Genomic DNA, 23,823 nt, shown 5'->3' on the forward strand with positions numbered 1-23,823 from the left:
TTTCAGCCCTCGCGCAGCACCGTCAACGGGCTGGCATTCAGTGCGCGGCGGGTGCCGAACACGCCGGCACCGCCGATCAGCACGGCGCCGATCACCGGCAGCAGCAATAGCCACGGATGCGGGTGCCAGGTCAGGTCGAACGCGTAGCGGTACAGCACCAGTGTCACCAGTTCAGTGCCCAGCGCTGCCAACAGCCCGCTGACTGCGCCCAACAACCCGAACTCGATACGCCGGGCCTTGACCAGCAACTTGCGCTCAGCCCCCAGCGCCCGCAGCAGGGCGCCCTGGCGAATCCGCTCATCGAGGGTTGCCTGGAGCCCGGAGAACAACACGGCCATCCCCGCTGCCAGGACAAACAACAGTACGTACTCCACCGCCAGGGTGACCTGGGCCAGGATGCTGCGCAGTTGTTCCAGCAGTGCCTCCACCTGCAGGATGGTCACCGCCGGGAAGGCCCGGGACAGGTCGACGATCTGTTGGTCATGGCCGGGTGCGAGGTAGAAGCTGGTCAGGTAGGTGGCCGGCAGGTCCTTCAGGGTGCCGGGCTGGAAGATCATGAAGAAGTTGGGCTGGAAGTTGTCCCAGTTGATTTCCCGCAGGCTGGTGACCCGCGCTTCGCGGTTTTCCCCGCCGACGGTAAACACCAGGTGATCGTTGAGCTTGAGTTTCAGGCTGTCGGCGACCTTGGCTTCCACCGAGACGCCTGGAATCTCGTCGGTCGGTTGCGCCGTCCACCAGGAGCCCGCCGTCAGCTTGTTGCCCGGTGGCAGGTCGGCGGCCCAGGTCAGGCTCAAGTCTCGCTGTACTGCACGATCGCCGCTGGAGTCCTTGCTGACAATCTCCTGCACTGGCGCGCCATTGATGCTGATCAGTCGTCCCGGTACCACCGGATACAACGGAGCCGATTGCGCCTGTAATTCCAGCAGGCGTGCGCCGAAGGTGTCTTTGTCGGCGGGCAGGATGTTCAGGGCGAAATAGTTGGGGGCGTCCTTGGGCAACTGGTTCTGCCAGGTATCCAGCAATTCGCCGCGCAACAACGCGATCAAGCCCATGGACAACAGGATCAGCCCGAACGCCAGTGACTGCCCCGCGGCGGCCAGGGGATGACGCAGCAACTGGCCCAGCCCCAGGCGCCAGGGCAGGGAGGCCTGGGCCAGCAGGCGCCGCAGGCTTTGCAACAGCAGCAGGAGCAGGCCGCCGAGAACCAGTGCAGCAATCACGCCGCCACCCAGCAGGGCGAAGGTCAGCACCAGATCGAGGCTCAAGCGCCACATGATCAGGCCCAGGGCAAACAGCGCGGCACCGTAGACCATCCACGTACTGGAAGGGATCGGCAGCAGGTCGCGTCGCAATACCCGCAGCGGTGGCACGCGCCCCAGTGCGGCCAATGGCGGCAGGGCAAAACCGGCGAGGGCTACCAGCCCGGTGCCAATCCCGGCAACGGCCGGCAGCAGCCCGCCGGGTGGAACGTCCGCCGGCAGCAGGTCATGCAACAGCGCAAACAGGCCCAATTGCGCCAGCCAGCCGAGCAGGGCGCCGGTCAGGCTGGCCAGCAACCCCAGCACGGCCAATTGCAGGCTGAACAGCAACATGGTTTCGCGTCGCGACAACCCGAGGCAGCGCAGCAAGGCGCTGGCATCAAAGCGTCGGCTGGCGAAGCGATTGGCCGAGAGCGCCACGGCCACGCCGGAGAGCAGCACCGCCACCAGGCTGGCCATGTTCAAGTAACGTTCGGCCTTGCCCAGCGCGCCGCCGATCTGCTGGTTGCCGTCGCGCGCATCCTGCAGCCGCTGGTTGGCAGCCAGGCCGGGCTTGACCAGGTCGCGATAGGTTTGCAGCACGGTGCCGCCTTGTGGCGCGCGCCACAGGTCGCGATAACTCACGCGACTGCCGGGCTGCACCACGCCGGTGGCGTCAAGGTCGGCCAGGTTGATCATCACCCTGGGCGTCAGGCTATAGAAGTTGCCGGCGCGATCCGGCTCATAGGTCAGCACGCGCGAAAGGCGCAGGGTCTTCATGCCGACGTCGATGCTGTCGCCGATTTTCAGGTTCAGTGCCGTCAACAGCCGTGCTTCCACCCAGGCTTCACCGGGTTTGGGGCCACCTCCGGCAGTTTCTTCGGCGAAGGGTTCGGCGGCGCTCTTCAGCTCGCCGCGCAACGGATACGCCTCGTTGACCGCCTTGATGCTGGACAGCTGGATGCCAGCGTCAGTGGCAATCACGCTGGAGAATTCCACCACCCTGGCGTGCTGCAGGCCCAGCTCGGTGCCACTCTGGATTTGCTCGGTGCGGGCGGGTGAACTGCCTTCCAGCACGAGGTCGGCCGCCAGGAACTCGGTGGCGCGCAACATCATCGCGCCGTTCAGGCGGGCACCGAAGTAACCGATGGCGGTGCTGGCGGCCACGGCCACCAGCAGGGCGAAGAACAGCACACGCAGTTCGCCGGCGCGGGCATCGCGCAGCAACTGGCGAAGGGCAAGGCTGAACAGGCGCAACAAGGGCAAGCGTGCCATCAAGGCTCCAGGGGCGCGACCATCAGGCCGGCTTCAAGACGGATCAGGCGACGGCAACGGTGGGCCAGGCGCTCGTCATGGGTCACCAGCACCAGGGTCGTGCCGCTCTCTTTGTTGAGTTCGAACAGCAGGTCGCTGATGCGCTCGCCGGTATGGCTGTCGAGGTTGCCGGTGGGTTCATCGGCAAACAGCACGTCCGGTTCGGCAGCAAACGCCCGGGCAATCGCTACCCGTTGCTGCTCACCCCCCGAGAGTTGGCGCGGCGAGTGGGTGAGACGCTGGCCCAGGCCGACACGCTCCAGCAGGTGTTTGGCGCGCTCGCGGGCGTCCTTGCGACCGTCCAGCTCCAGGGGCAGCATCACGTTTTCCAGCGCGTTGAGGCTGTCGAGCAACTGGAAGGACTGGAACACAAACCCCACGTGCTCGGCGCGGATGCGTGCACGCTGGTCTTCGTCGAGGGTACTCAGGGCCTGGCCGGCGAGGGTGACTTCGCCACTGCTGGGCAGGTCGAGGCCGGCCAGCAGGCCGAGGAGGGTGGATTTGCCGGAACCGGAGGCGCCGACGATAGCCAGGCTATCGCCCTTGTTCAGTTCCAGGCTCAGTTCGTGCAGGATAGTCAGTTCACCTTCCGCGCTGGGAACCACTTTGCTAAGGTTTCGCGCGGTGAGAATGCTTGCGCCCATGGAGAATCCAATGCGAATGTGGTTTTTGAGTGCTGGCCTGGCCTTGATGTGCATGGCCCAGAACGCAGCGGCGGGTACAGTCCTGATCGTTGGCGATAGTATCAGTGCCGGTTTCGGGCTGGATACCAGCAAAGGGTGGGTAGCGTTGTTGGGACAACGGCTCAAGAGCGAAGGTTTCGACGATAAAGTGGTCAACGCCTCTATCAGCGGCGACACCAGTGCCGGAGGCCGGGCGCGGCTGCCGGCGGCGCTTGCAGAGCATAAGCCGGACCTGGTGATCATTGAGCTGGGCGGCAATGACGGCCTGCGTGGGCAGCCACCCGAGCAATTGAAACAAAATCTTGCATCGATGATTGAACAGTCCAAGGCCAGCGGTGCCAAGGTGCTGCTGCTGGGCATGCAGTTACCGCCCAATTACGGCCCGAAATACACCACCGCGTTTGCCGAGGTCTACGGGGCGTTGGCCAAGGAGAAAAGCGTCCCGCTGGTACCGTTTTTCCTGGAAGGAATCGGCGGCCATCCAGAGCTGATGCAGGCTGACCAATTGCACCCGGCGGTTGGCGCGCAGAGCAAGTTGCTGGAAAATGTCTGGCCAACGCTAAAACCACTGCTATGACGCTTTTCTAGCAGCGGTCTTTCGGCTAAGGTGGCGCCCCCCCGATTTGGAGCCCCCGATGTCGCGTCCTGCCTGGTCACTGTTTGCCTACCAACTGATCGAGCCTGACGAACAGCTGGATCTGTTCGCCTGCCAGGAAGTCCGGGTGCATCTGGTGACGCGTCAATTGGAGTTGGGCGGGTCCATCGACCGCACCCTCTGCGGCACGTTGTTGCCTGCCCAGCCGCGCTGGTCATCGGTGGATCGCTCGATCTTCCAGGACCAGCGTTTGTGCCCCCTGTGCCGGGCGATCCTCGAGTCGCAAAAACGCGGCACACCGCCGATCTGGCCAGAGCTGCGCTTCGAGCTTTGAATATGGGTGCCCGCCGGGCAGCCGTGTACAATCCATTTTCTACTACCCGTCGATCTGCGAAGGAATTCCCGGATGTTGTCGCGCCTTTCCGCCGTCACCTGCTGCCTGTCTCTCGCTGCGCTCTGCGCGGCCGGTCCTGCTGCAGCCTTGCAGTTGCCTTTGCCGCCACCGGGTGAAGATATCGTTGGCCAGGTCCAGGTGATCAAGGCCAAGTACGAAGATACCTTCGCGGACCTCGGCACCACCTACGACCTGGGTTATTCGGAGATGGTCGCGGCCAACCCGGGCGTGGATGCCTGGCTGCCGGGAGCGGGTACCGAGATCGTGTTGCCGACGCGCTTCATCCTGCCGCCCGGCCCGCGTGAAGGCATCGTGATCAACCTGGCGGAGTACCGGCTCTACTACTACCCCAAGGGCCAGAACGTGGTGTACACGTTCCCGTTGGGGATTGGCCGTGAAGGCTGGGGCTCGCCAGTGGCCCACACCACCATCACGGGCAAGATCCCGAACCCGACCTGGACCCCGCCAGCCTCGATCAAGGCAGAACACGCCGCCAATGGCGACCCGTTGCCCAACGTCGTGCCGGCGGGCCCGGACAACCCGCTGGGGCCGTTCAAGTTCACCCTCGGCACGCCGGGCTACCTGATCCACGGTTCCAACATGAAGTTCGGCATCGGTACCCGTACCAGCCACGGTTGCTTCCGCATGTTCAACAACAACGTGCTGGAAATGGCCGACATGGTGCCGGTGGGCACGTCGGTGCGGATTATCAACGACGCCTACAAGTTCGGCGCGGCCGGGGGCAAGGTCTACCTGGAAGCCCATACGCCGCTGAACGACGATGGCACCCCATCGGTCGTCGACAAGCACACCGCCGTCATCAACGCCTTGCTCAAGCGTGAAGACCTGTCCAGCAACCTGCGGGTCAACTGGGACCAGGTGCGTGACGTGGTTGCGGCTGAAGACGGTTTGCCGACGGAAATCGGTGTACCCGGCGGGGCGCCGATGGTATCGAGTACGCCGGTCGATCTGCAGCAGTAAGCCTGCACGATCCATAACCCGTTATCGCCTCGCGCGGTGACGGGTTTTTTATTGTCTGGAATCCAGCCAAATCACAGGCAAAAAAAAGCCGATCCAAGAATGGATCGGCTTGATAACAACCCCGGAGGATTATTACTTGCGGCTTGCTTTTTCAAGCATGCGCAGAGCGCGCTCGTTAGCTTCGTCAGCAGTCTGTTGTGCTTTTTGAGCAGCAGCCAGAGCTTCATCAGCTTTACGGTAGGCTTCGTCTGCACGAGCCTGGGAGCGTGCTGCTGCGTCTTCAGTTGCAGTCAGACGAGCTTCGGTTTCTTTGGAGACGCTGCTGCAACCGGTAGCCAGAACTGCGGCCAGAGCCAGAGCAGAGAATTTCAGAACGTTGTTCATCGTGTTCCCCTTCAAGGACTTTCTATTAAATGGCTACTTTCTCAGAGTGAGCTAATAGCCGGCGTACATACTACCCATTACTTGTAGTAAGTAAACTGACGTAGCGCAAGAAGCAAAAAAAATTCTCGCGTCCAATCTATTTTGGCTAATCTTTCGAGAGTCTGTATAAAAAATATGCAGATTTTTGCACTCGGCCGAGGATTGGATCCAGCCTGAAAGGGCCGGCTGGCATGTGTTAAGCCATGTAAACATAAGTCATTTTATATATCGTCCCTGACACTATTGTTCAGATTGTCTTTTCGCCATTCGGTATCTTTTGTGCATGTTGAGGTGACTTTAAGAGCGCGTGTTCGTCTCAAGCTTCAACTGCCGGCAATGTTCAGGCCATCGACGTAAGGAATCTCGATTGGCCCTTTCTATGTCCGCCAGCGCAACGGAAGACGAGCGCGTCTTGAGCAATTGTGCGATTGGCGCCTACTATTTCCCTGTGCGGGTTGTGAGCGCTAGTGCAAGACACTGGCCGCTTTTCTCGTTGTCGAAACCGGCACCGGGTGGCGTAGATGTTCCTTCGCCGGAAAAACATCGGTAAGGTAGGGGTCAGAAACCAAGACCCGCGAGGAGTAGTGATGAGCGAGGCGTTGTCCATCCACCATGACCAGGCTGGTCATCAGTTCGAGACCAATGTGGACGGTCATCGTGCCTATCTGACCTATATGGATCTCGGGAAGCAGACCCTGGATATCTATCGCACCTTCGTGCCCAACGCATTGCGCGGCCGTGGCATTGCTGCCGCGCTGACCGAGGAAGCGTTGAAGTTCGCCGAAGAGGCAGGTTATACGGTGATCCCGTCCTGCTCCTACGTTGAGCGCTACATGGAGCGCCACCAGCGCCATGCCGCGAAGCTTTGAGCATTGAGTAGGGCGGTACGCAGAGCATCCCAGGATGCATTCCCACGCAGGGCGGGGGAACGATCAAAAAAAACGCCGGGTTTAGCCCGGCGTTTTTGTGTCCGCAGTCTGTGCTCAGCCGCGCTGGCGCTTGGGCAACACGTCCTTGAGCTTGGCGTGCATGCTGCGCAAGGTGGTCTCGGTGGCAGACCAGTCGATGCACGCATCGGTGATCGACACGCCGTATTGCAGGTCGGCCAGGTCCTTTGGAATCGCCTGGCAGCCCCAGTTCAGGTGGCTTTCGACCATCAGGCCGATGATCGACTGGTTGCCTTCCAGAATCTGGTTGGCCACGTTCTCCATCACCAGCGGTTGCAGGGCCGGGTCCTTGTTGGAGTTGGCGTGGCTGCAATCGACCATGATGTTCGGCTTGATCTTCGCCTTGTTCAGCGCCTGTTCGCACAAGGCCACGCTGACCGAATCATAGTTGGGCTTGCCATTGCCGCCACGCAGTACCACGTGACCGTAGGCGTTGCCCTTGGTGGTGACGATGGACACGCCACCTTCCTGGTTGATGCCCAGGAAGCGGTGCGGGCTGGAGACCGACTGCAGGGCGTTGATCGCCACGGTCAGGCCGCCATCGGTACCGTTCTTGAAACCCACGGCCGAGGACAGGCCGGAAGCCATTTCGCGGTGAGTCTGGGATTCGGTGGTGCGTGCACCAATTGCCGACCAGCTGATCAGGTCTTGCAGGTACTGCGGGGAAATCGGGTCCAGGGCTTCGGTTGCCGTCGGCAGGCCCATTTCCGCCAGGTCCAGCAGCAATTGACGACCGATGTGCAGGCCGTCCTGGATCTTGAACGAGTCGTCCAGGTACGGGTCGTTGATCAAGCCTTTCCAGCCGACGGTGGTACGCGGCTTCTCGAAATAGACACGCATCACCAGGTACAAGGTGTCGGACACTTCCGCCGCCAGCACCTTCAGGCGCTCGGCGTATTCGTGGGCAGCCTTGAGGTCATGGATCGAGCACGGCCCGATGACCACGAACAGGCGGTGGTCGGTGCCGTCGAGAATCTCACGGATGACTTCGCGGCCCTTGGTGACGGTCTGCAGGGCAGCGTCGCTCAGGGGGATTTCGCGCTTGAGCTGATCGGGCGTGATCAGGGTCTCGTTGGATTCGACGTTAAGGTCGTTGATCGGTAAATCAGCCATCGTGTTACTCGTCAGGGTCACGGGTGCCGGCCGCCAGCGATCCCCGTGCGGCGGAGCACAGCATGATTTAAGTGCAGCGGGGAGCGGAACCTTAGCGCGTTACAAGGCTGCGAGACAATGGGCAACGTCCGCTTTAATCCAGCGCTGGCAGCACAAAAGCCTCATGGGAGAACTCGCCGGCATGGCGCGTGACCCATTCCCGGGCCAGCGCTTCGCTCTGCCCGAGTGTGGGCTCGGCGCCTTCGTGGAGGCGGCAGTACCGTTCGATCTGGCACACTTGCTCACCCATTCGCGCACCGAACAAGGCCTGCTCATCGGTAAAGGCAATGTCGACGCGGTAGCCGTTTTCGGCCTTGCGGCACCATGCCACATAGCCCGGATAGCGGGCCGTCTGGCCCAGTGAGGGGATGTGCAACTCGATGGCCGCGCCCTGGCGCCAGGCGCGCGGGCAATTGCATGCGACGCCGCCCAGGCCGATAGTGTGCAGCCGTTGGCGGGAAATGCCGGAAATGGGGCGTTGGGTTATTTCGACAGCGACATCATCAGGGTGAGGAAAGAAACGACCCATGCACACGGACTCCGAGCACCGTCAAGTTGACGGCGGTGGCAGCAGTATAGTGAAAGAACTGCAACTTACCGACCTGGATATCGACCAGCAATTACTGGGGCTTCCCGGCACGTCCCTGGTGGTGTTTACCGGTGACGGCTGCTCGCGTTGCCGCTTCCTGCACCAGCAACTGCCGGGTTGGGACTTGCCGGTGGACCGGGTGTGCTGGGTGGATGCGGGTCACAATGGCGGGGCAGTGGAGCGCTACGAGATCTTTCACCTGCCGGCGTTGTTTGTGGTGTGTGACGGGAAATTCCATGGAATATTAGCGTCACTGACGCGTCTGACCGCCAGCGACCTGACTCAAGGTGTGCAGCAGGCGCTCAAACGAATACCAGAGGAGTTGCCATGACCGAAGTAACAAAACAGTCGCCACGGATCGGGATCATCGGCACCGGGGCCATTGGTGGCTACTACGGTGTGATGCTCGCGCGCGCCGGCTTCGATGTGCATTTCCTGCTGCGCAGCGAGTACGCGGCGGTCAGCGAGCGCGGCCTGCAACTCAACAGCACGATCCACGGAACCGTGCACCTTCACCCGGTACAGGCTTATGCCCGCGCCGCCGACATGCCGCCGTGCGACTGGCTGCTGGTGGGCACCAAATCGACCGGGAATGTCGAACTGGCCCCGACCATCGCTCAAGTTGCCGCCCCGGACGCCAGGATAATCCTGTTGCAAAATGGCCTCGACGTAGAGGACAGCCTGCGTGAACACCTGCCGCCGTCGCTGCACCTGCTGGGTGGCTTGTGCTACATCGGCGTGCACCGTTCCGGTCCCGGGATCGTCGAGCATCAGGCGCTGGGCCGGGTCAACCTGGGTTACCACAGTGGCCCCGCGGCCAACGATGACAACGGTCGGCAAGCCATCGTCGAAGAAGGCGCCGCGCTGTTTCACCAGGCCGGTATCGATTCCCAGGCCATGGCCAATGTGCACCAGGCGCGCTGGCATAAACTGGTGTGGAACGTGCCTTACAACGGTCTCTCGGTAGTGTTCGGCACGGGCACCACGGCGATGATGGCGGATGAGTCCAGCCGCGAACTGATCCAGGCGCTGATGGCCGAAGTGGTGCAGGGCGCCCACGCCTGCGGGCATGAGATTCCCGCCAGTTACGCCGGGCAGATGTTCACCATGACCGAGAGCATGGATGACTACTTGCCCAGCATGTATCACGATTACGTGCACAAGCGCCCGCTGGAACTGGCGGCGATCTACGCGCGCCCCTTGGCCGCGGCCAACGCGGCGGGTTGTGAATTGCCACGCATGCAGGCGCTGTATCAGGCCTTGAGTTTTATGGATCGGCATAACCGCTGATTGGGGGGAACACCATGGCGAAGGGATTGGGCGACAAACTGGTGCTGGCGATTTCCTCGCGAGCTCTGTTCGACCTGAGCGAGAGCCACAAGGTCTACCTGGCCCAAGGCGTCGAGGCGTACCGCAAGTACCAGATCGACCACGAGGAAGAAACCCTCGAGCCCGGTGACGCCTTCCCGCTGGTGGAGAAACTCCTGAGCCTCAACGCCAGCCTCGGCCGCGCCCGGGTCGAGGTGGTGCTGGTGTCGCGCAACAGTGCCGACACCGGCTTGCGTGTATTCAATTCGATCCAGCATTACGGGCTCGACATCTCCCGCGCGGCGTTTGTCGGCGGGCGCAGCCCTTATCCTTATCTGGCGGCGTTTGGCTGCCACCTGTTTCTGTCCACCCATGCCGAGGATGTGCGCAGCGCCCTGGATGCCGGGTTTGCCGCAGCGACGATTCTGTCGGGCGGCGCAGGTCGGGCCTCCAGTGCTGAATTGCGGATCGCCTTCGATGGCGACGCGGTGCTGTTTTCCGACGAGTCCGAGCGCGTTTATCAGTCGGGCGGCCTTGAAGCCTTCCAGGCCAGCGAGCGCGAATCCGCCCGCGAGCCGTTGCGCGGCGGCCCATTCAAGGGCTTCCTGGCGGCACTCAACCTGTTGCAGCGCGAGTTCCCCGACGAGTCCTGCCCCATCCGCACTGCGCTGGTGACGGCCCGTTCGGCGCCTTCCCACGAGCGGGTGATTCGCACGCTGCGCGAGTGGGATATCCGTCTCGACGAGTCGCTGTTTCTTGGTGGCCTGGAGAAGTCGGCGTTCCTCGAAGCCTTCGCCGCCGATGTGTTTTTCGATGACCAGGAAGGGCATTGCGAGAAGGCCCGGGAGTTCGTGGCCACCGGCCACGTACCCCATGGCATCAGTAACGAGTTGAAAATTCAGACCGAGGGCTGAGCACTGCCAAAGGCGCTGCTAAGCTGAATCAATCCCCGCCATCCTGGCTGCCCAGGAGGTTCTATGATTCGTTCGATGCTGTACGCCACTGACCTCGGTCTGTATGCCCCCTATGTGATGCAACATGCCCTGGCGCTGGCGCGAACGTTCAAGGCTGATCTGTATGTGATTCACGTGGTCGAGCCCATCGGGCTGTTCGCCGAATCGGTGTTGCAGAGCTACCTTGATGAGAAGGCCTTGAGTGAATGGCAAAGCCAGGGCCTGACGACGGTGATGGCGACCATCGAGCAACGGGTGCTCGACAGTTTTCGCGAGGAGCTGGGGGACGGGGAGCAGGACCTCAAGTTGATCCGTTCGGTGCGGGTGATCCAGGGTGATCCTTGTGAAGTGATTCTCGACCAGTCGCAGAAACTCTCTGTGGATTTGTTGATCGTAGGTAGTCACAGCCAGGCGGTCGGGGTGGCAACACCTCTGGGGAGAACCGCCGCACGGGTGCTGCAGCTGTCCCAGGTGCCGGTGTACCTGGTGCCGCTGTTGCAGCGTCGACGCAGTGACGACGTGTGATTGGTAGAAAACGATAAAAAGTTCTAGATTTATCCATCTAACCTTTAATATAGTTATATACCGTCGCTGATACCCGTGGCGTCTATCCGCTTTGAGGGACACATATGAAGCTTCAACAACTGCGCTACATCTGGGAAGTGGCGCACCACGACCTCAACGTTTCCGCTACTGCTCAAAGCCTTTACACCTCGCAACCCGGTATCAGCAAGCAGATCCGCCTGCTCGAAGATGAGTTGGGCGTTGAAGTGTTCGCACGCAGCGGCAAGCACCTGACCCGTGTCACCCCGGCCGGTGAGCGCATCATCACCACCGCCGGCGAGATCCTGCGCAAGGTCGAAAGCATCAAGCAGATCGCCCAGGAATTCTCCAACGAGAAAAAGGGCACCCTGTCGATCGCCACCACCCACACCCAGGCGCGTTATGCGCTGCCGCCGGTGATCAGCAGCTTTATCAAGCAGTACCCGGACGTGGCCTTGCACATGCACCAGGGCTCGCCGATGCAGATCGCCGAGATGGCCGCCGACGGCACCGTCGATTTCGCGATTGCCACCGAAGCGCTGGAATTGTTCGGCGACCTGGTGATGATGCCGTGCTACCGCTGGAACCGCTGTGTGGTAGTGCCTCAAGGTCACCCATTGGCCAAGCTGCCGAAGCTGACCCTGGAAGCCCTGGCTGAATACCCGATCGTGACTTACGTGTTCGGTTTCACCGGCCGTTCGAAACTCGACGAAGCCTTCAGCCATCGTGGCCTGACGCCGAAAGTGGTGTTCACCGCGGCTGACGCCGACGTCATCAAGACTTATGTGCGCCTGGGCCTGGGTGTCGGTATCGTCGCCAAGATGGCGGTCGACACCAAGCTCGACAACGACCTGGTGGTGCTCGATGCCAGCGAGCTGTTCGAGTCCAGCGTGACCAAGATCGGCTTCCGTCGTGGCACCTTCCTGCGTGGTTTCATGTGCGACTTCATCGAAAAGTTCGCGCCGCACCTGACGCGCGAAGTGATGGCCAAGGCCATCCAGTGCCACAACAAGCAGGAACTGGAAGAGCTGTTCGACGGCGTTGAACTACCGGTTCACTGATCGGCTTACTTCACCTCGGTAACAGCAAACTGTTGCCGAGCGCCCCCCACCAGAATCTCCACCTCATCCCCTTCGAACTTGCCCAACAGGCTTTTGCCCAAGGGCGAGCGTGGGGTGATGACGGTCACCGGTTGCCCCACCACATCGACCTTCAAGCCTGCGCCGTCCGGCGCCAGGAATAGCCACTGCTGGCGATCGTTTTCATCTGCCAACCCCAGTAATGCGCCCACTTCGATGCCGCGCTGGTCATCGTAGGCCCGCAGCTGCATGTTCTGGCACAGCGTCAGCGCCTGCCGGATCTCCTCGACGCGTCGGGCCTGGCCGGCTGCCAGGTAAGAAGCCTCCAGGCCCAGGGTGTCGTACTTGTTCTCGGCGATGTTTTCTTCGTGGGTCGCGGTTTCGTACGCGGTTTGCGCGGCGCGCTGGGCGATATCGAGATCGACCGCGAGTTTGTCCAAAACCAACTGGTGAACGGCGTGTTTATTCATGGGCGGCTTTCGTGATCAATCGCAAAATTGCAGGACGTTGGCCCGGCTCTTGTCGTTGGGGGCGTTCTGGTCCTGTTGCAGCCAGAACTGGCATTTGGGGTTGGACAGGTTACGCGGGTTGTTGCGGGCCTGGTCCAGGGTTTGCTGTTGCTCCTGCTTGCGCAGGTTCTCCTGGTACTGCTCGAACATCCGGTTCGGCGGCTCCGGTGCAACCACCTCTGGCTTGCCCAGTTGCTGCACCACTCGGGCCACCGGCGCCACGGTTTGCTCGGGCAGGTAGCGGGAAGCCAGCCACACGCTCAGCACAATGGCGATAAACCCCAGCCACAGGCCGAAGGCCACAGCGATACTGAGCTTGAACAGCGAGAACGAACGATCAGACATGGTGGCCTCCTGGCAGGCACGTGCGGCATGGCGCCGATTGTCCCACAGCCGCGCGCAGAATAATCGCGATCAACCCTTCTGTATCGAGGCATTTATACGGACAATCGAGCCTTTGAGCGTTGGAGCCCGGAATGAAAGCCCGCTGGGATATTTTTTGCAGCGTCGTCGATAACTACGGCGACATCGGCGTGACCTGGCGCCTGGCCCGGCAATTGGTGGCGGAACAAGGGTGTGCGGTGCGCTTGTGGGTCGATGACCTGCGGGCGTTCGAACGCATGTGCCCCGAGATTGATGTGCAGGTGCACCAGCAATGGCAAGAGGGCGTCGACGTGCGCTACTGGCCCTCCGACTGGCCGGCGACCGACGCGGCAGACGTGGTGATCGCTGCGTTCGCCTGTCAATTGCCGTCTGACTACATGGAGGCGATGGCCGCACGCGACCGCACGCCGCTGTGGATGAACCTGGATTACCTGAGCGCCGAAGACTGGGTGGTCGGCTGCCACGGTTTGCCCTCGGTGAAATTCAAGGGCGTGCAAAAGTACTTCTTCTTTCCCGGATTCCGTCCCGGCACCGGCGGCTTATTGCGTGAGGCGGGGCTGCTGGAACAGCGCGATGCCTTCCAGCAAGACGCCGCCGCCCGGCAGCAGTTTCTGCAGGCGCTTGGGGTTTTCCCGGTGGACGGTGCGCGGATGATGTCGTTGTTCGCCTATGAAAACGCCGGGCTGGCCAGTTGGCTCGACGTGCTGGCGGCCGATGGGCGCGCCACTCATCTGCTGGTGCCGGAAGGGCGGATCCTCGGAGATGTGCAGGGCTGGCTGGGGGTCGAGTCATTGGAAGTAGGTGATGTGCACCGGCGCGACGGGTTGACCGTGCAAGTGCTGCCGTTTGTGCGCCAGGAGCAATACGACCGGCTGTTGTGGTGCTGCGACTTCAACGCCGTGCGCGGCGAAGACTCGTTCGTGCGGGCGCAATGGGCCGGGCGGCCACTGTTGTGGCATATCTATCGCCAGGACGAAGACATTCACCTGGACAAGCTCGATGCGTTCCTTGAGCTGTATACCGAAGGTCTGTCTCCGGCTGCGAAAGTCGCGTTGGTCGGCCTTTGGCAGGCCTGGAACGCTGATGGCGATATGGCACTTTGCTGGAAAATGCTGCTGGAACACTGGCCGGAAGTGACCGCGAACGCCGAGAAATGGGCTCTGGAACAAGGCTCGCGGACCGATCTTGCGACGGCGCTGGTACAGTTTTATGTAAATTGGATATGATACGCGACCTTGATTTTTGTAAATCCCATCCAAATTTCGGATATTCGCAATGAAAACTGGTAAAGAACTGAAACCCGGTACAGTGATCCGTCTCGAAAACGACCCTTGGCTGGTTCAGAAAGCTGAGTTCACCAAGTCTGGTCGTAACAGCGCAATCATGAAGACCAAGCTGAAGAACCTGCTGACCGGTTACAAGACCGAGATCGTCTACAGCGCCGATGACAAACTGGACGACGTGATCCTCGACCGCAAAGAAGCGACCCTGTCCTTCATCAGCGGCGACACCTACACGTTCATGGACACCACCGACTACACCATGTACGAGCTGAACGCTGAAGACATCGAAGCCGTTCTGCCGTTCGTGGAAGAAGGCATGGAAGACGTCTGCGAAGCTATCTTCTTCGAAGACCGTCTGGTTTCCGTAGAGCTGCCGACCACTATCGTGCGTAAGGTTGCCTACACCGAAGGTTCCGCTCGCGGCGACACTTCGGGCAAGGTGATGAAGCCTGCCAAGCTGGCTAACGGTACCGAACTGCAAGTAGCCGATTTCATCGAAATCGACGACCTGATCGAGATCGACACCCGTGAAGGTGGTTCGTACAAAGGTCGCGCCAAGAAGTAATTCTTGCGCCACCGGTACGATAAAAAAAGCCCGACCATGCGTCGGGCTTTTTTGTGGGTGCCGGTTTTTACTTCAGGTGTTGCTTCAGTTCCTCGGACGCCTGCAGCAGCGCCGAACGAACCTCCGGTACCTGGCTGACGACATTCAGCAAACCGTAGTCATGGATCATGCCGTTGTAGCGCACGGCGGTCACCGGTACACCGGCCTCATCCAGCTTGCGGGCATAGGCTTCGCCTTCGTCACGCAGCACGTCCGAGCCTGCGGTCTGAATCAACGCAGGTGGCAAACCCTTGAGCTGCGCGGTGCTTGCCCGCAGGGGCGACGCATAGATCTCGGCGCGCTGGTTGGTGTCGGTGGTGTAGTTGTCCCAGAACCACTTCATCATGTTGCGGGTCAGGAAGTGGCCTTCGGCAAACTGGTTGTAGGACCCGGTGTCGAAGTTGGCGTCGGTCACCGGCCACAACAGCAGTTGGAACTTGATTGACGGAGTGCCCTTGTCCTTGGCCATCAGGCTGACCACCGCTGCCATGTTGCCGCCGACGCTGTTGCCGGCGACGGCCAGGCGTTTGCCATCAACGTTGATCTCGCTGCCGTGTTCGGCCACCCACTTGGTTGCCCCGTACGCCTGGTTGATCGCCACCGGGTAGTGCGCTTCAGGTGATGGCGTGTAGTTGACGAACACCGCCGCCGCTCCCGACCCCACCACCAGGTCACGTACCAGACGCTCGTGGGTCGGGAAATCCCCGAGTACCCAGCCACCGCCGTGGAAGAACATGAACACTGGCAATGTGCCCTTGACCCCGGCCGGACGCACGATGGTCAGGCTCAGCGGCTGGCCATCGACCTGAATGGTCTTCTGGCTCACGTCGGCCTTGGGCAGCGTCAGTTTCACGCCTGACTGTGCACCTGTCAGCACCGCACGGGCTTCCCTGGGCGTCAGTTGCTCCATCGGTTTGCCGGTGCCGGCGTTCAGTACATCGAGAAACGCCTGGGTGTTGTGCTCCACGTCACCGCCGGCCGCAAAGGCATTGGTGATCGAGAAGGCGAGCAGGGTGCCGGTGAGTACTTTGCCAAATGTGTTCATGTTCTTCTCCAAAAAACCGCGTGGGTCAGACGGTTACGTGCAGGCGTACATCGACGTTGCCACGGGTGGCGTTGGAGTAAGGGCAGACCTGGTGCGCAGCGTCGACCAGGCTTTGCGCGTCGTCCTGGGCCAGGCCGGGCAAGCTGACGTGCAGGTCGATGTCCAGGCCGAAACCGCCGGGGATTTGACCGATGCCGACGTGGGCAGTGATCGAAGCGTCATCCGGGATTTTGCGTTTGGTCTGGCTGGCGACGAATTTCAGGGCACCGATGAAGCAGGCGGAGTAACCGGCGGCGAACAGTTGTTCCGGGTTGGTGGCCTGGCCACCCGCGCCGCCCAGTTCTTTTGGCGTGGAGAGTTTTACATCGAGGATGTTGTCGCTGGAAACAGCACGACCATCACGGCCGCCGGTGGCGGTGGCTACTGCGGTGTAGAGAGCTTGCATGATGATTTCCTCGTCAGTGTTTGCGCTAAATGTTTGCGCGCTAAGTAAGTGGCGAGGTGAATGTATCGCGCTAATAGTTAGTGCGCAAGATATATTTGGAAAATATTTTGTGTGCTTTGATAGCCAGGCATTGCACAAACAAATGTGGGAGCGGGCTTGCTCGCGAATGCGGTGTGACAGTCACTAGATGCATTGACTGATCCACCGCATTCGCGAGCAAGCCCGCTCCCACATTTTTGATGCGTGGTGCCTTTAGAGGGAGACTTGCAGGTTTTTTCGCAGTGCCAGTAAATCGCCCTGCAGCTTGCGCAACTGCTCGATGTCCAGCCCGCTGGCGCCCAGGATGCACTGTGGAATATCTATGGCTTTGTCCCGCAGGGCGCGCCCGGCCTCGGTCAATTCAACCACCACCACGCGCTCGTCTTCGCGGCTGCGGGTGCGGCTGAGCAGGCCTTCGGCTTCCAGGCGCTTGAGCAGCGGCGTCAGGGAGCCGGGATCCGTCAGCAGGCGATTGCTGATTTCGCCTACGGTCAAGCCATCCTCTTCCCACAGCACCATCATGGCCAGGTACTGCGGATAGGTCAGGCCGAGGGCTTGCAGCAGCGGTTTGTAGACCTTGGTCATCAACAACGAGGTGGAATGCAGGGCAAAACACAGCTGGTTGTCGAGCAACAAGGATTCGCAGGTATCGAGGGGCTTGGTCATGGCAGTGCCTTAAAACGTGTCTGGTTTCGAATCTAGCGGGCAAATCTTTAACGCGCCAGACAATTCTGTCCGGCCGGTCAACCCAGGCCGCTTTGCAGTGCCAGGTCCCAGGGCGGCACAGGGCTGAAGCGCGCCTTGAGGTATTCCAGCAACAAGCGGCTGCGGGCGTTGGCGTGTTGCTCCAGGCGTAGCGCATAGATGCCCGCGGTTTCAGGCGTCGGCAGGCCGTTCTCGCAGAACAGCGGGACCAGTTCACCGCGCACCAGGTATTCACTGGCGAGCCAGGTGGGCAGATGCGCAACACCCAGTCCGGCCAGCGCGCCTGAAAGCAGGGCTTCGGCGTTATTGGCGCTCATGCGAATGCGCTGCGGGCGGTAGGTGGATTTGCGCCCATCGAGCTCAAAACGCCAGGCGAACATCGGTGCCAGGCCTTCCCAATCCAGGCCGTCATGCTCGCTTAACTGGCTGGGATGGGTCGGCGTGCCACGGCTTTTCAGGTAGGCCGGGCTTGCGCAAGCGATGCGCACAATGCTGGCCAGTGGCGTGGCAATCAGCCGGGTGTCGACGATATGCCCGGCCCGCAGCACCAGGTCGACCTTGCCCAGATGCTCGCCCTGCATGTCGACAAAGCTGTCGATCAAGTGCAGGTGCACGTCCAGTCCCGGATAGACATTGAGAAAGTCAGCGATGGCAGGCGCCAAATGCCGCCTGCCGAAAGCCGCCGGTGCGTCCACGCGGATCAAGCCTTCAGGCGCATGACTCAGCGACACCGCTTCGGCCCGCGCCAGTTGCAGCTCGCTGACAATCCGCCGGGCGCGCTCGGCAAACGCCAGGCCGGCGGGCGTCGGCACCACCGCATGGGTGCTGCGTTGAAACAGCCGGCTACCCACCGAGCTTTCCAGGCTGTCGATGCGCCGCGCCACGGCCGAGGGCGTGAGCGGGTGACGGCGCGCGGCTGCGGAAAAGCTGCCGGCTTCCAGTACGTCGAGAAACAGGCTCAGTTGATCGGTCAATGTATTGGGGTTCATCAGCGTCTGCTTGTGCGAGATTGGCACAGCCATTGTGCGTTGCTGTGCGTTTCCGCACCAGAGCGGACTGCGTAGCATGCAAGGCCTGGGAACAGCAGGAGCGAGCGGGTGGCAGATTTAGCGTTGTATTTAATGCTGGGCGTAGCGTTGGGCACGGTCGGTGGCTTGTTCGGCATCGGCGGCGGGCTGATTGCCATTCCCGTGCTGGGGGTATTTTTCGGCCTCGACCAGCAGATCGCCCAAGGCACGGCCCTGGTGATGGTGGTGCCGAATGTGATGCTGGCGTTGTGGCGTTATCACCAGCGCAACCGGATTGAATTGCGTCATGCACTGCCGTTGGGCGTGATGGGTTTTTCCTTCGCCTGGCTGGGCTCGATCTGGGCGGTGGGGATCGATGCTGACGTGATGCGGGTGGGTTTTATCGCGTTTCTGCTGGTATTGGCGTCCTACAACCTGCTGCGAATGTTTACCCACAATGCACCGCCGTCAGCGCAGATGCGTTATTCCTGGCCGTGGCTTGGGGTGTTGGGCGCGGCGTCGGGCTCCATGGGTGGCTTGTTCGGGGTGGGCGGTGCAGTGGTTGCCACGCCGGTGCTGACCAGCATCTTCGGCACCAGCCAGGTGGTGGCCCAAGGGCTGTCGCTGGCCCTGGCGCTGCCGAGCACCAGCGTGACCCTGGTGACCTACGCCTGGCACCACGAAGTGGACTGGCTGATCGGCGTGCCTTTGGCCGCCGGCGGTTTGCTCAGCATCAGTTGGGGCGTGAAAGTCGCCCACGCCATGCCGGAGCGCATGTTACGCGGGCTGTTCTGCGGGTTCCTGGCGGTGTGTGCGGTGATGCTGACGTTTAAAGTTTGAAGCCTTCGAGGATGTATTCGGCGAGGCATTCGGTAATCGGCGAGGTGGTACGCGGGTTGCGCAACAATCGCAGATTGACCGACGGCAGCGGCGGAAAACCGTCCGCTGTGCCCAATATGCGCAGGTCTTCGGTCACCAGGCTTTCCATATTGATCGTGACGGCCAGGCCGGCACCCACCACTGCGAGGATCGCGGCCCCGTTGGAGCTGTGATACGCCAGTCGGTACTCCTGCCCCTGGGCGTCCAGCGCGGCGCGTGCCCACTGCGTGCAAAAACTGTCGAGGCCGGAAATGGCCAGGGGCAGGGCGCTGTGCTCATCCATGCAGAAGCAGGGCGCCGCCACCCACACCATGCGTTCATGGCGCAGCAGTTCGCCGATTTCATTTCCCGGTTCGCGGCTGATAACGGTCAGGTCGAGGTCCCGGCGCTGCATCAGCACCGGCGACGACTCACAGTGCATTTCAATCTGGATCAGCGGGTAAGCCTTGGAGAAGCGCTTGAGAATCCCCGGCAAGTAGCGCATCACGTAATCGTCGGGTGTGCCGATGCGCACCAACCCGACCATGTGCGGCTCGCGCAGGGTGTTGAACACTTCGCTGTGCAACTTCAGGATCCTGCGGGCATAGCCCAATAGCACCTGGCCTTCCGGAGTCAGCCGCACCTGGCGGCCATCGCGCTCGAACAACTTGCGCTGCAACACATCTTCTTCCAGGCGCTTCATCTGCATGCTTACCGCCGACTGGGTGCGGTTGACCTGCTCGCCGGCGCGGGTAAAGCCCCCTTGATCAGCGATGGCGACGAAGGTGCGCAGCACCTCGGTGTCGATACTCGGGTAGCTGGACAATTGATCAATCTCCGAGATGTATTGCATAAGAAACATTCGTTGGATTGATCATAGCGCCAGGCACAGACTTCAGTCATCCCCACTGGAGGGCGAGATGATGAAAGGTCAAAGAGGCTTTGTACTGATGGCGAAGCGGCCGTTTTCCGGGCTGCTTCAACTGGGTTCCCGGTGGATGGCCGTGCACCGTGAGCGTCAGCTGTTGATGAGCATGAGCGATGAGGCGCTCAAGGACATCGGGCTCAACCGTGGCGATGTCGAGCAGGAAAGCCGCCGGCATTTTTGGGAAGACCCGCTGCGAAAATGACTCGGGATGCAGTAGGGTGGTTCGCGAGCACACAAGGAGATGCCCATGCCCGCAGAACTGTCCTTTTCCCTCAAGCAGGCGCGACGCCTGGCGCTGGCCGCCCAGGGTTTTTCCGGGCGCCAGCCGCCGGCGTTGATCAAGGCGGCGCAGGTCAATCGCCTGGTTGAGCGTTTGGGCGTGTTGCAGATTGATTCGGTAAATGCGGTGGTGCGTTCGCACTACCTGCCGCTGTTTTCCCGTCTGGGGCATTACTCTCCGTTGATTCTAGAACAGGCCGCCTGGAGTTCGGGGCGGCGCCGCTCGCTGTTCGAATATTGGGGCCATGAGGCGTCGTTGTTGCCAATGGCGCTGTACCCATTGATGCGCTGGCGCATGGAACGGGCGGCCCGGGGGCAGGGGATCTATCAGCAAATGGCGCGTTTTGGTCGCGAGCAGCAGGCCACCATCGCCCGGGTGCTGGGCATCGTCGAACAACAAGGCGCCCTGGGTGCGGGCAGTTTGTCGACCCGCGAGGAGCGCGCCGGCCCGTGGTGGGACTGGAGCGATGAAAAGCATGCGCTGGAATGGTTGTTCGCCGCCGGCCAGGTGACCGTCGCCGGGCGGCGGGGTTTTGAGCGTTTGTATGACCTGCCGGAGCGTGTGATCCCGGCCGACATTCTCCAGCAACCCCCCTTGGACGAGGCTGAGGCGCAACGCGGTTTGCTGCTGCACAGCGCCACGGCGCTGGGGGTGGGCACTGAAAAAGACCTGCGCGACTACTTCCGTCTGGACCCGGCCGACAGCCGTGGGCGCCTGGCGGAGCTGGTCGAGGATGGGCAATTGATCACCTGCGAGGTCCAGGGCTGGAAACAGCCGGCTTATTGCCTGCCCGAGCCGAAAGTCCCGCGCAAGGTGCCTGCCAGCGCACTGTTATCGCCTTTTGATTCGCTGATCTGGGAGCGCAGCCGTACCGAGCGGTTGTTCGATTTCCGCTATCGGCTGGAGATCTACACGCCCCAGGACAAGCGGGTATATGGCTACTACGTGCTGCCGTTCCTGCACAACGAGCGGATTGCCGCGCGCGTGGATCTGCGGGCGGAGCGGGCGGCCGGACGCCTGGCGGTGCATGCCGTTCACGAGGAAGAGCCGGGGCTGGACGAGGAGGGCATGCGCGCGCTGGCCCTGAATCTGCGGCAGATGGCCGACTGGCTCGGGCTTGAGCAGATACAGCTCAATTGCCAGCGGGCCAGTGCGGCACGGTTGCGGGTAGAGCTTTTAACGCTTGACCTGTTTTAGCGTCTCGGCGATCAGGAATGCCAATTCCAGCGACTGATCGGCATTCATCCGTGGGTCGCAGTGGGTGTGGTAGCGGTCCGACAGCCCGTCTTCAGTAATCGGCCGCGCGCCACCGATGCACTCGGTGACGTTCTGCCCGGTCATCTCGATATGAATCCCGCCGGCGTAAGTGCCTTCGGCTTCATGCACCTGGAAGAACTCCTTCACCTCACTGAGAATCTGCGCGAAGTCCCGTGTCTTGTAGCCGCTGCTGGCCTTGATGGTGTTGCCGTGCATCGGGTCGGAACTCCACAGCACCTGCTTGCCCTCGCGCTGTACCGCGCGGATCAGGTTGGGCAGATGGTCGCCGACCTTGCTGGCACCCATGCGCGCAATCAGGTTCAGGCGGCCCGGGTCGTTGTCCGGGTTGAGGATGTCGATCAGGCGGATCAGGTCGTCGGGGTTCATGCTCGGGCCGACCTTGACCCCGATCGGGTTGTTCACCCCGCGCAGGAATTCGACGTGGGCACCGTCAAGTTGGCGGGTGCGATCACCGATCCAGAGCATGTGTGCCGAGCAGTCGTAATAGTCGTTGGTCAGGCTGTCGCGGCGCACGAAGGCTTGTTCGTAGTTGAGCAGCAGCGCTTCGTGGGCGGTGAAGAAACTGGTCTCGCGCAGTTGCGGCGAGCTGTCCATGCCACAGGCACGCATGAAGGCCAGGGTTTCGTCGATGCGGTCGGCCAGTTGGCTGTACTTCTCGGCCAGGGCGGAGTTGGCGATGAAGTCCAGGTTCCACTTGTGCACCTGGTGCAGGTCGGCAAAACCGCCCTGGGCAAACGCCCGCAGCAGGTTCAGGGTGGCGGTGGACTGGTGGTAGGACTGCAGCAGGCGGTCCGGATCGGGCACGCGGCTTTTTTCGTCGAAGCCGATACCGTTGACGATATCGCCGCGGTAGGCGGGCAGGGTGATGCCGTCGATGGTTTCATCGTTGGAAGAGCGCGGCTTGGCGAACTGGCCCGCCATACGCCCGACCTTGACCACCGGGCAGCCGGCAGCGAAGGTCATCACAATCGCCATCTGCAGCAGCACCTTGAAGGTGTCGCGGATTTTTGCCGCCGAGAACTCGGCAAAACTCTCGGCGCAATCGCCGCCTTGCAACAGGAAGGCGCGACCCTGGGTCACCTCGGCAAACTGACGGCGCAACTCACGGGCTTCACCGGCAAACACCAGCGGCGGATAGCTCGCCAGGTTTTGCTCGACCTGCGACAAATGCGCGGCGTCAGGGTACTGGGGTTGTTGCTGGATCGGCAGGGCGCGCCAGCTGTCGGGGCTCCAGGGTTGGCTCATCATGAACTCGAGTGATTTGCGGTCGGGCCGTCATGTTATCAGCAATTAGTACGTGACCTGCTGCCGCCGGTTCGCCCACAATCCCGGCTTTCCCGTTGGCACGCCGTTAGGAGTTGCAATGTCTGAGGAGCGCGTCGAGCGCCTGCTGGCCGAGGTCCATGATGACTTCGGCATGATCCGCGTGCTGGAAGTGGCCGATTACCGCTTTCTCGAGTTTGGCGATGCCATCGAGCAGAGTTGTGTGTTTACTGCTGACCCGAGCTGGTTGGAGTATGACTACACCCGCGCGATGCTGATTGGGGCGTTGTGCCATGAGCAGCCGGAGAGTGCGTTGTTCCTGGGCTTGGGCGCTGGGACGTTGACCCAGGCCTGTCTGAAGTTTTTGCCTTTGGAAGATGTTGAGGCCATCGAACTGCGGCCTGATGTGCCGCGTCTGGCCATTGAGTACTTGGGGCTGGATGATGATCCTCGGCTGTATATCCGCGTTGGGGATGCGTTGGAATTGCTGCCTTCGGCTGAGTCGGCGGACCTGATTTTTGTCGACCTGTATACGGATGTTGGCCCGGGCGTTGGGCATCTGGCTTGGACGTTTTTGGAGAACTGCCAGAAGAAGCTGAACCCGGGGGGGTGGTTGGTGATTAATCAGTGGGCTACGGATGATGGGAAGCCGTTGGGAGCGGCGTTGTTGCGTGGGTTGTATCACCGGCATTATTGGGAGTTGCCGGTGAAGGAGGGGAATGTGATTTTGCTGGTGCCGGCGGATCTGGATCAGGTGCTCGATGTGGCGGCGTTGTCGGCGCGGGCTGAGGCGTTGGCGCCGCGGTTGGGGTATTCGTTGCAGTCGCTGATCAAGGCGATTCGGCCGGCTACGTAGGGTTTTGATTGTGTACATATCCGTTGCTGCGGTAACGGCCGCTTATGGTTCCGCTCTTACAGCGGGTCACTTTTGGCAAACGCCCGGAATGCCGGCCCAGCCAAAAGTAACCAAAAGGTCTTTGCCCCACCACTCGGTGC

Annotated in this window: 28 protein-coding genes; 15 read left to right on the forward strand and 13 right to left on the reverse strand. The window is 61.4% G+C overall.

Features of this window, described 5'->3' with window-relative positions:
* Nucleotides 1-2: 2 nt before the first annotated feature.
* Both V6607_RS09355 and V6607_RS09360 read right to left on the reverse strand, forming a co-directional pair.
* Complete coding sequence (locus tag V6607_RS09355; RefSeq protein WP_134325993.1) at nt 3-2,513, reverse strand: ABC transporter permease; 2,511 nt, start codon at nt 2,511-2,513, stop codon at nt 3-5.
* Nucleotides 2,513-3,196, reverse strand: a complete 684-nt coding sequence (locus V6607_RS09360) for an ABC transporter ATP-binding protein (RefSeq protein ID WP_003218726.1) — start codon at nt 3,194-3,196, stop codon at nt 2,513-2,515. The genes V6607_RS09355 and V6607_RS09360 overlap by 1 nt, the downstream gene beginning before the upstream one ends.
* A gap of 10 nt (nt 3,197-3,206) precedes the next feature.
* Here V6607_RS09360 and V6607_RS09365 point away from each other — a divergent pair, with 10 nt between their 5' ends.
* The 3 genes from V6607_RS09365 to V6607_RS09375 all read left to right on the forward strand — a co-directional run bounded on the left by V6607_RS09365 (nt 3,207) and on the right by V6607_RS09375 (nt 5,205).
* Complete coding sequence (locus V6607_RS09365; RefSeq protein WP_134325994.1) at nt 3,207-3,812, forward strand: arylesterase; 606 nt, start codon at nt 3,207-3,209, stop codon at nt 3,810-3,812.
* Between the two features lie 58 nt (nt 3,813-3,870).
* Nucleotides 3,871-4,164, forward strand: coding sequence for a hypothetical protein (locus V6607_RS09370; protein ID WP_003218723.1), 294 nt, complete (start codon nt 3,871-3,873; stop codon nt 4,162-4,164).
* A gap of 72 nt (nt 4,165-4,236) precedes the next feature.
* A complete protein-coding gene (locus V6607_RS09375; RefSeq protein ID WP_008437756.1) occupies nt 4,237-5,205 on the forward strand; it encodes a L,D-transpeptidase family protein in 969 nt (322 codons plus the stop codon).
* Between the two features lie 132 nt (nt 5,206-5,337).
* On the opposite strand, the gene oprI is transcribed toward V6607_RS09375, so the two are convergent.
* The gene (gene oprI, locus V6607_RS09380) at nt 5,338-5,589 is read right to left on the reverse strand and encodes an outer membrane lipoprotei OprI (RefSeq protein WP_003172710.1); all 252 of its coding nucleotides are present in this window, start codon (nt 5,587-5,589) and stop codon (nt 5,338-5,340) included.
* A gap of 626 nt (nt 5,590-6,215) precedes the next feature.
* On the opposite strand from oprI, the gene V6607_RS09385 reads away from it, so the two are divergent.
* Complete coding sequence (locus V6607_RS09385; RefSeq protein WP_003189869.1) at nt 6,216-6,497, forward strand: GNAT family N-acetyltransferase; 282 nt, start codon at nt 6,216-6,218, stop codon at nt 6,495-6,497.
* 114 nt (nt 6,498-6,611) lie between these two features.
* On the opposite strand, the gene V6607_RS09390 is transcribed toward V6607_RS09385, so the two are convergent.
* Nucleotides 6,612-7,688: a 3-deoxy-7-phosphoheptulonate synthase gene (locus V6607_RS09390; protein ID WP_003218719.1), complete on the reverse strand. Its 1,077-nt coding sequence runs from the start codon at nt 7,686-7,688 to the stop codon at nt 6,612-6,614.
* A 133-nt stretch (nt 7,689-7,821) separates the two neighbouring features.
* A complete protein-coding gene (locus V6607_RS09395) occupies nt 7,822-8,256 on the reverse strand; it encodes a PilZ domain-containing protein (protein ID WP_008437761.1) in 435 nt (144 codons plus the stop codon).
* Between V6607_RS09395 and V6607_RS09400 the strand changes: the two genes are divergently transcribed.
* The 5 genes from V6607_RS09400 to cysB all read left to right on the forward strand — a co-directional run bounded on the left by V6607_RS09400 (nt 8,255) and on the right by cysB (nt 12,181).
* Entirely contained in the window at nt 8,255-8,647 is a 393-nt protein-coding gene (locus tag V6607_RS09400) for a thioredoxin (protein WP_134325995.1), read from the forward strand. The two genes, V6607_RS09395 and V6607_RS09400, sit on opposite strands and share 2 nt — an antisense overlap.
* On the forward strand, nt 8,644-9,606 hold the full coding sequence (locus V6607_RS09405; RefSeq protein WP_102368441.1) for a putative 2-dehydropantoate 2-reductase: 963 nt from the start codon (nt 8,644-8,646) through the stop codon (nt 9,604-9,606). The genes V6607_RS09400 and V6607_RS09405 overlap by 4 nt, the downstream gene beginning before the upstream one ends.
* A gap of 14 nt (nt 9,607-9,620) precedes the next feature.
* On the forward strand, nt 9,621-10,538 hold the full coding sequence (locus tag V6607_RS09410; RefSeq protein ID WP_134325996.1) for a 5'-nucleotidase: 918 nt from the start codon (nt 9,621-9,623) through the stop codon (nt 10,536-10,538).
* A gap of 63 nt (nt 10,539-10,601) precedes the next feature.
* On the forward strand, nt 10,602-11,102 hold the full coding sequence (locus V6607_RS09415; protein ID WP_003218709.1) for a universal stress protein: 501 nt from the start codon (nt 10,602-10,604) through the stop codon (nt 11,100-11,102).
* Nucleotides 11,103-11,206: 104 nt separating this feature from the next.
* Nucleotides 11,207-12,181 carry an HTH-type transcriptional regulator CysB gene (gene cysB / locus V6607_RS09420; RefSeq protein ID WP_003218707.1) on the forward strand — a complete coding sequence of 325 codons (975 nt, stop codon included), beginning with the start codon at nt 11,207-11,209 and terminating at the stop codon, nt 12,179-12,181.
* A gap of 5 nt (nt 12,182-12,186) precedes the next feature.
* Here cysB and V6607_RS09425 read toward each other — a convergent pair whose 3' ends face one another.
* Nucleotides 12,187-12,669, reverse strand: coding sequence for a GreA/GreB family elongation factor (locus tag V6607_RS09425; RefSeq protein ID WP_003218705.1), 483 nt, complete (start codon nt 12,667-12,669; stop codon nt 12,187-12,189).
* 15 nt (nt 12,670-12,684) lie between these two features.
* Nucleotides 12,685-13,053, reverse strand: coding sequence for a hypothetical protein (locus V6607_RS09430; protein ID WP_003218702.1), 369 nt, complete (start codon nt 13,051-13,053; stop codon nt 12,685-12,687).
* Between the two features lie 131 nt (nt 13,054-13,184).
* Between V6607_RS09430 and earP the strand changes: the two genes are divergently transcribed.
* A complete protein-coding gene (gene earP, locus V6607_RS09435; protein ID WP_134325997.1) occupies nt 13,185-14,318 on the forward strand; it encodes an elongation factor P maturation arginine rhamnosyltransferase EarP in 1,134 nt (377 codons plus the stop codon).
* Nucleotides 14,319-14,367: 49 nt separating this feature from the next.
* Complete coding sequence (locus V6607_RS09440; RefSeq protein WP_003218698.1) at nt 14,368-14,940, forward strand: elongation factor P; 573 nt, start codon at nt 14,368-14,370, stop codon at nt 14,938-14,940.
* 67 nt (nt 14,941-15,007) lie between these two features.
* Here the strand turns inward: V6607_RS09440 and V6607_RS09445 are convergent, their stop codons facing one another.
* From V6607_RS09445 to V6607_RS09460, 4 genes are all read right to left on the reverse strand, one after another.
* Complete coding sequence (locus V6607_RS09445) at nt 15,008-16,024, reverse strand: alpha/beta hydrolase (protein WP_134325998.1); 1,017 nt, start codon at nt 16,022-16,024, stop codon at nt 15,008-15,010.
* Nucleotides 16,025-16,049: 25 nt separating this feature from the next.
* Entirely contained in the window at nt 16,050-16,469 is a 420-nt protein-coding gene (locus tag V6607_RS09450; protein WP_003218695.1) for an organic hydroperoxide resistance protein, read from the reverse strand.
* Between the two features lie 252 nt (nt 16,470-16,721).
* Nucleotides 16,722-17,174 carry a MarR family transcriptional regulator gene (locus V6607_RS09455; protein WP_134325999.1) on the reverse strand — a complete coding sequence of 151 codons (453 nt, stop codon included), beginning with the start codon at nt 17,172-17,174 and terminating at the stop codon, nt 16,722-16,724.
* 77 nt (nt 17,175-17,251) lie between these two features.
* Complete coding sequence (locus tag V6607_RS09460) at nt 17,252-18,202, reverse strand: LysR family transcriptional regulator (RefSeq protein WP_008437773.1); 951 nt, start codon at nt 18,200-18,202, stop codon at nt 17,252-17,254.
* A gap of 108 nt (nt 18,203-18,310) precedes the next feature.
* On the opposite strand from V6607_RS09460, the gene V6607_RS09465 reads away from it, so the two are divergent.
* Nucleotides 18,311-19,060 carry a sulfite exporter TauE/SafE family protein gene (locus V6607_RS09465; protein WP_134326000.1) on the forward strand — a complete coding sequence of 250 codons (750 nt, stop codon included), beginning with the start codon at nt 18,311-18,313 and terminating at the stop codon, nt 19,058-19,060.
* Here V6607_RS09465 and V6607_RS09470 read toward each other — a convergent pair.
* Nucleotides 19,050-19,931, reverse strand: coding sequence for a LysR family transcriptional regulator (locus tag V6607_RS09470; protein WP_023659060.1), 882 nt, complete (start codon nt 19,929-19,931; stop codon nt 19,050-19,052). The genes V6607_RS09465 and V6607_RS09470 overlap by 11 nt on opposite strands.
* A 70-nt stretch (nt 19,932-20,001) precedes the next feature.
* On the opposite strand from V6607_RS09470, the gene V6607_RS09475 reads away from it, so the two are divergent.
* Nucleotides 20,002-20,208 carry a DUF1127 domain-containing protein gene (locus tag V6607_RS09475; protein ID WP_003218685.1) on the forward strand — a complete coding sequence of 69 codons (207 nt, stop codon included), beginning with the start codon at nt 20,002-20,004 and terminating at the stop codon, nt 20,206-20,208.
* A 45-nt stretch (nt 20,209-20,253) separates the two neighbouring features.
* Nucleotides 20,254-21,483: a winged helix-turn-helix domain-containing protein gene (locus V6607_RS09480; RefSeq protein WP_008437776.1), complete on the forward strand. Its 1,230-nt coding sequence runs from the start codon at nt 20,254-20,256 to the stop codon at nt 21,481-21,483.
* Here the strand turns inward: V6607_RS09480 and V6607_RS09485 are convergent.
* Nucleotides 21,463-22,809 (reverse strand): 3-deoxy-7-phosphoheptulonate synthase class II, encoded by a 1,347-nt coding sequence (locus tag V6607_RS09485; RefSeq protein ID WP_087693647.1) that lies wholly within the window; start codon nt 22,807-22,809, stop codon nt 21,463-21,465. The two genes, V6607_RS09480 and V6607_RS09485, sit on opposite strands and share 21 nt — an antisense overlap.
* A gap of 118 nt (nt 22,810-22,927) precedes the next feature.
* On the opposite strand from V6607_RS09485, the gene V6607_RS09490 reads away from it, so the two are divergent.
* Nucleotides 22,928-23,683: a spermidine synthase gene (locus V6607_RS09490; RefSeq protein ID WP_134326001.1), complete on the forward strand. Its 756-nt coding sequence runs from the start codon at nt 22,928-22,930 to the stop codon at nt 23,681-23,683.
* Nucleotides 23,684-23,823 lie beyond the last annotated feature (140 nt).

The organism is Pseudomonas sp. KK18 (assembly GCF_037094675.1).
GTDB lineage: Bacteria > Pseudomonadota > Gammaproteobacteria > Pseudomonadales > Pseudomonadaceae > Aquipseudomonas.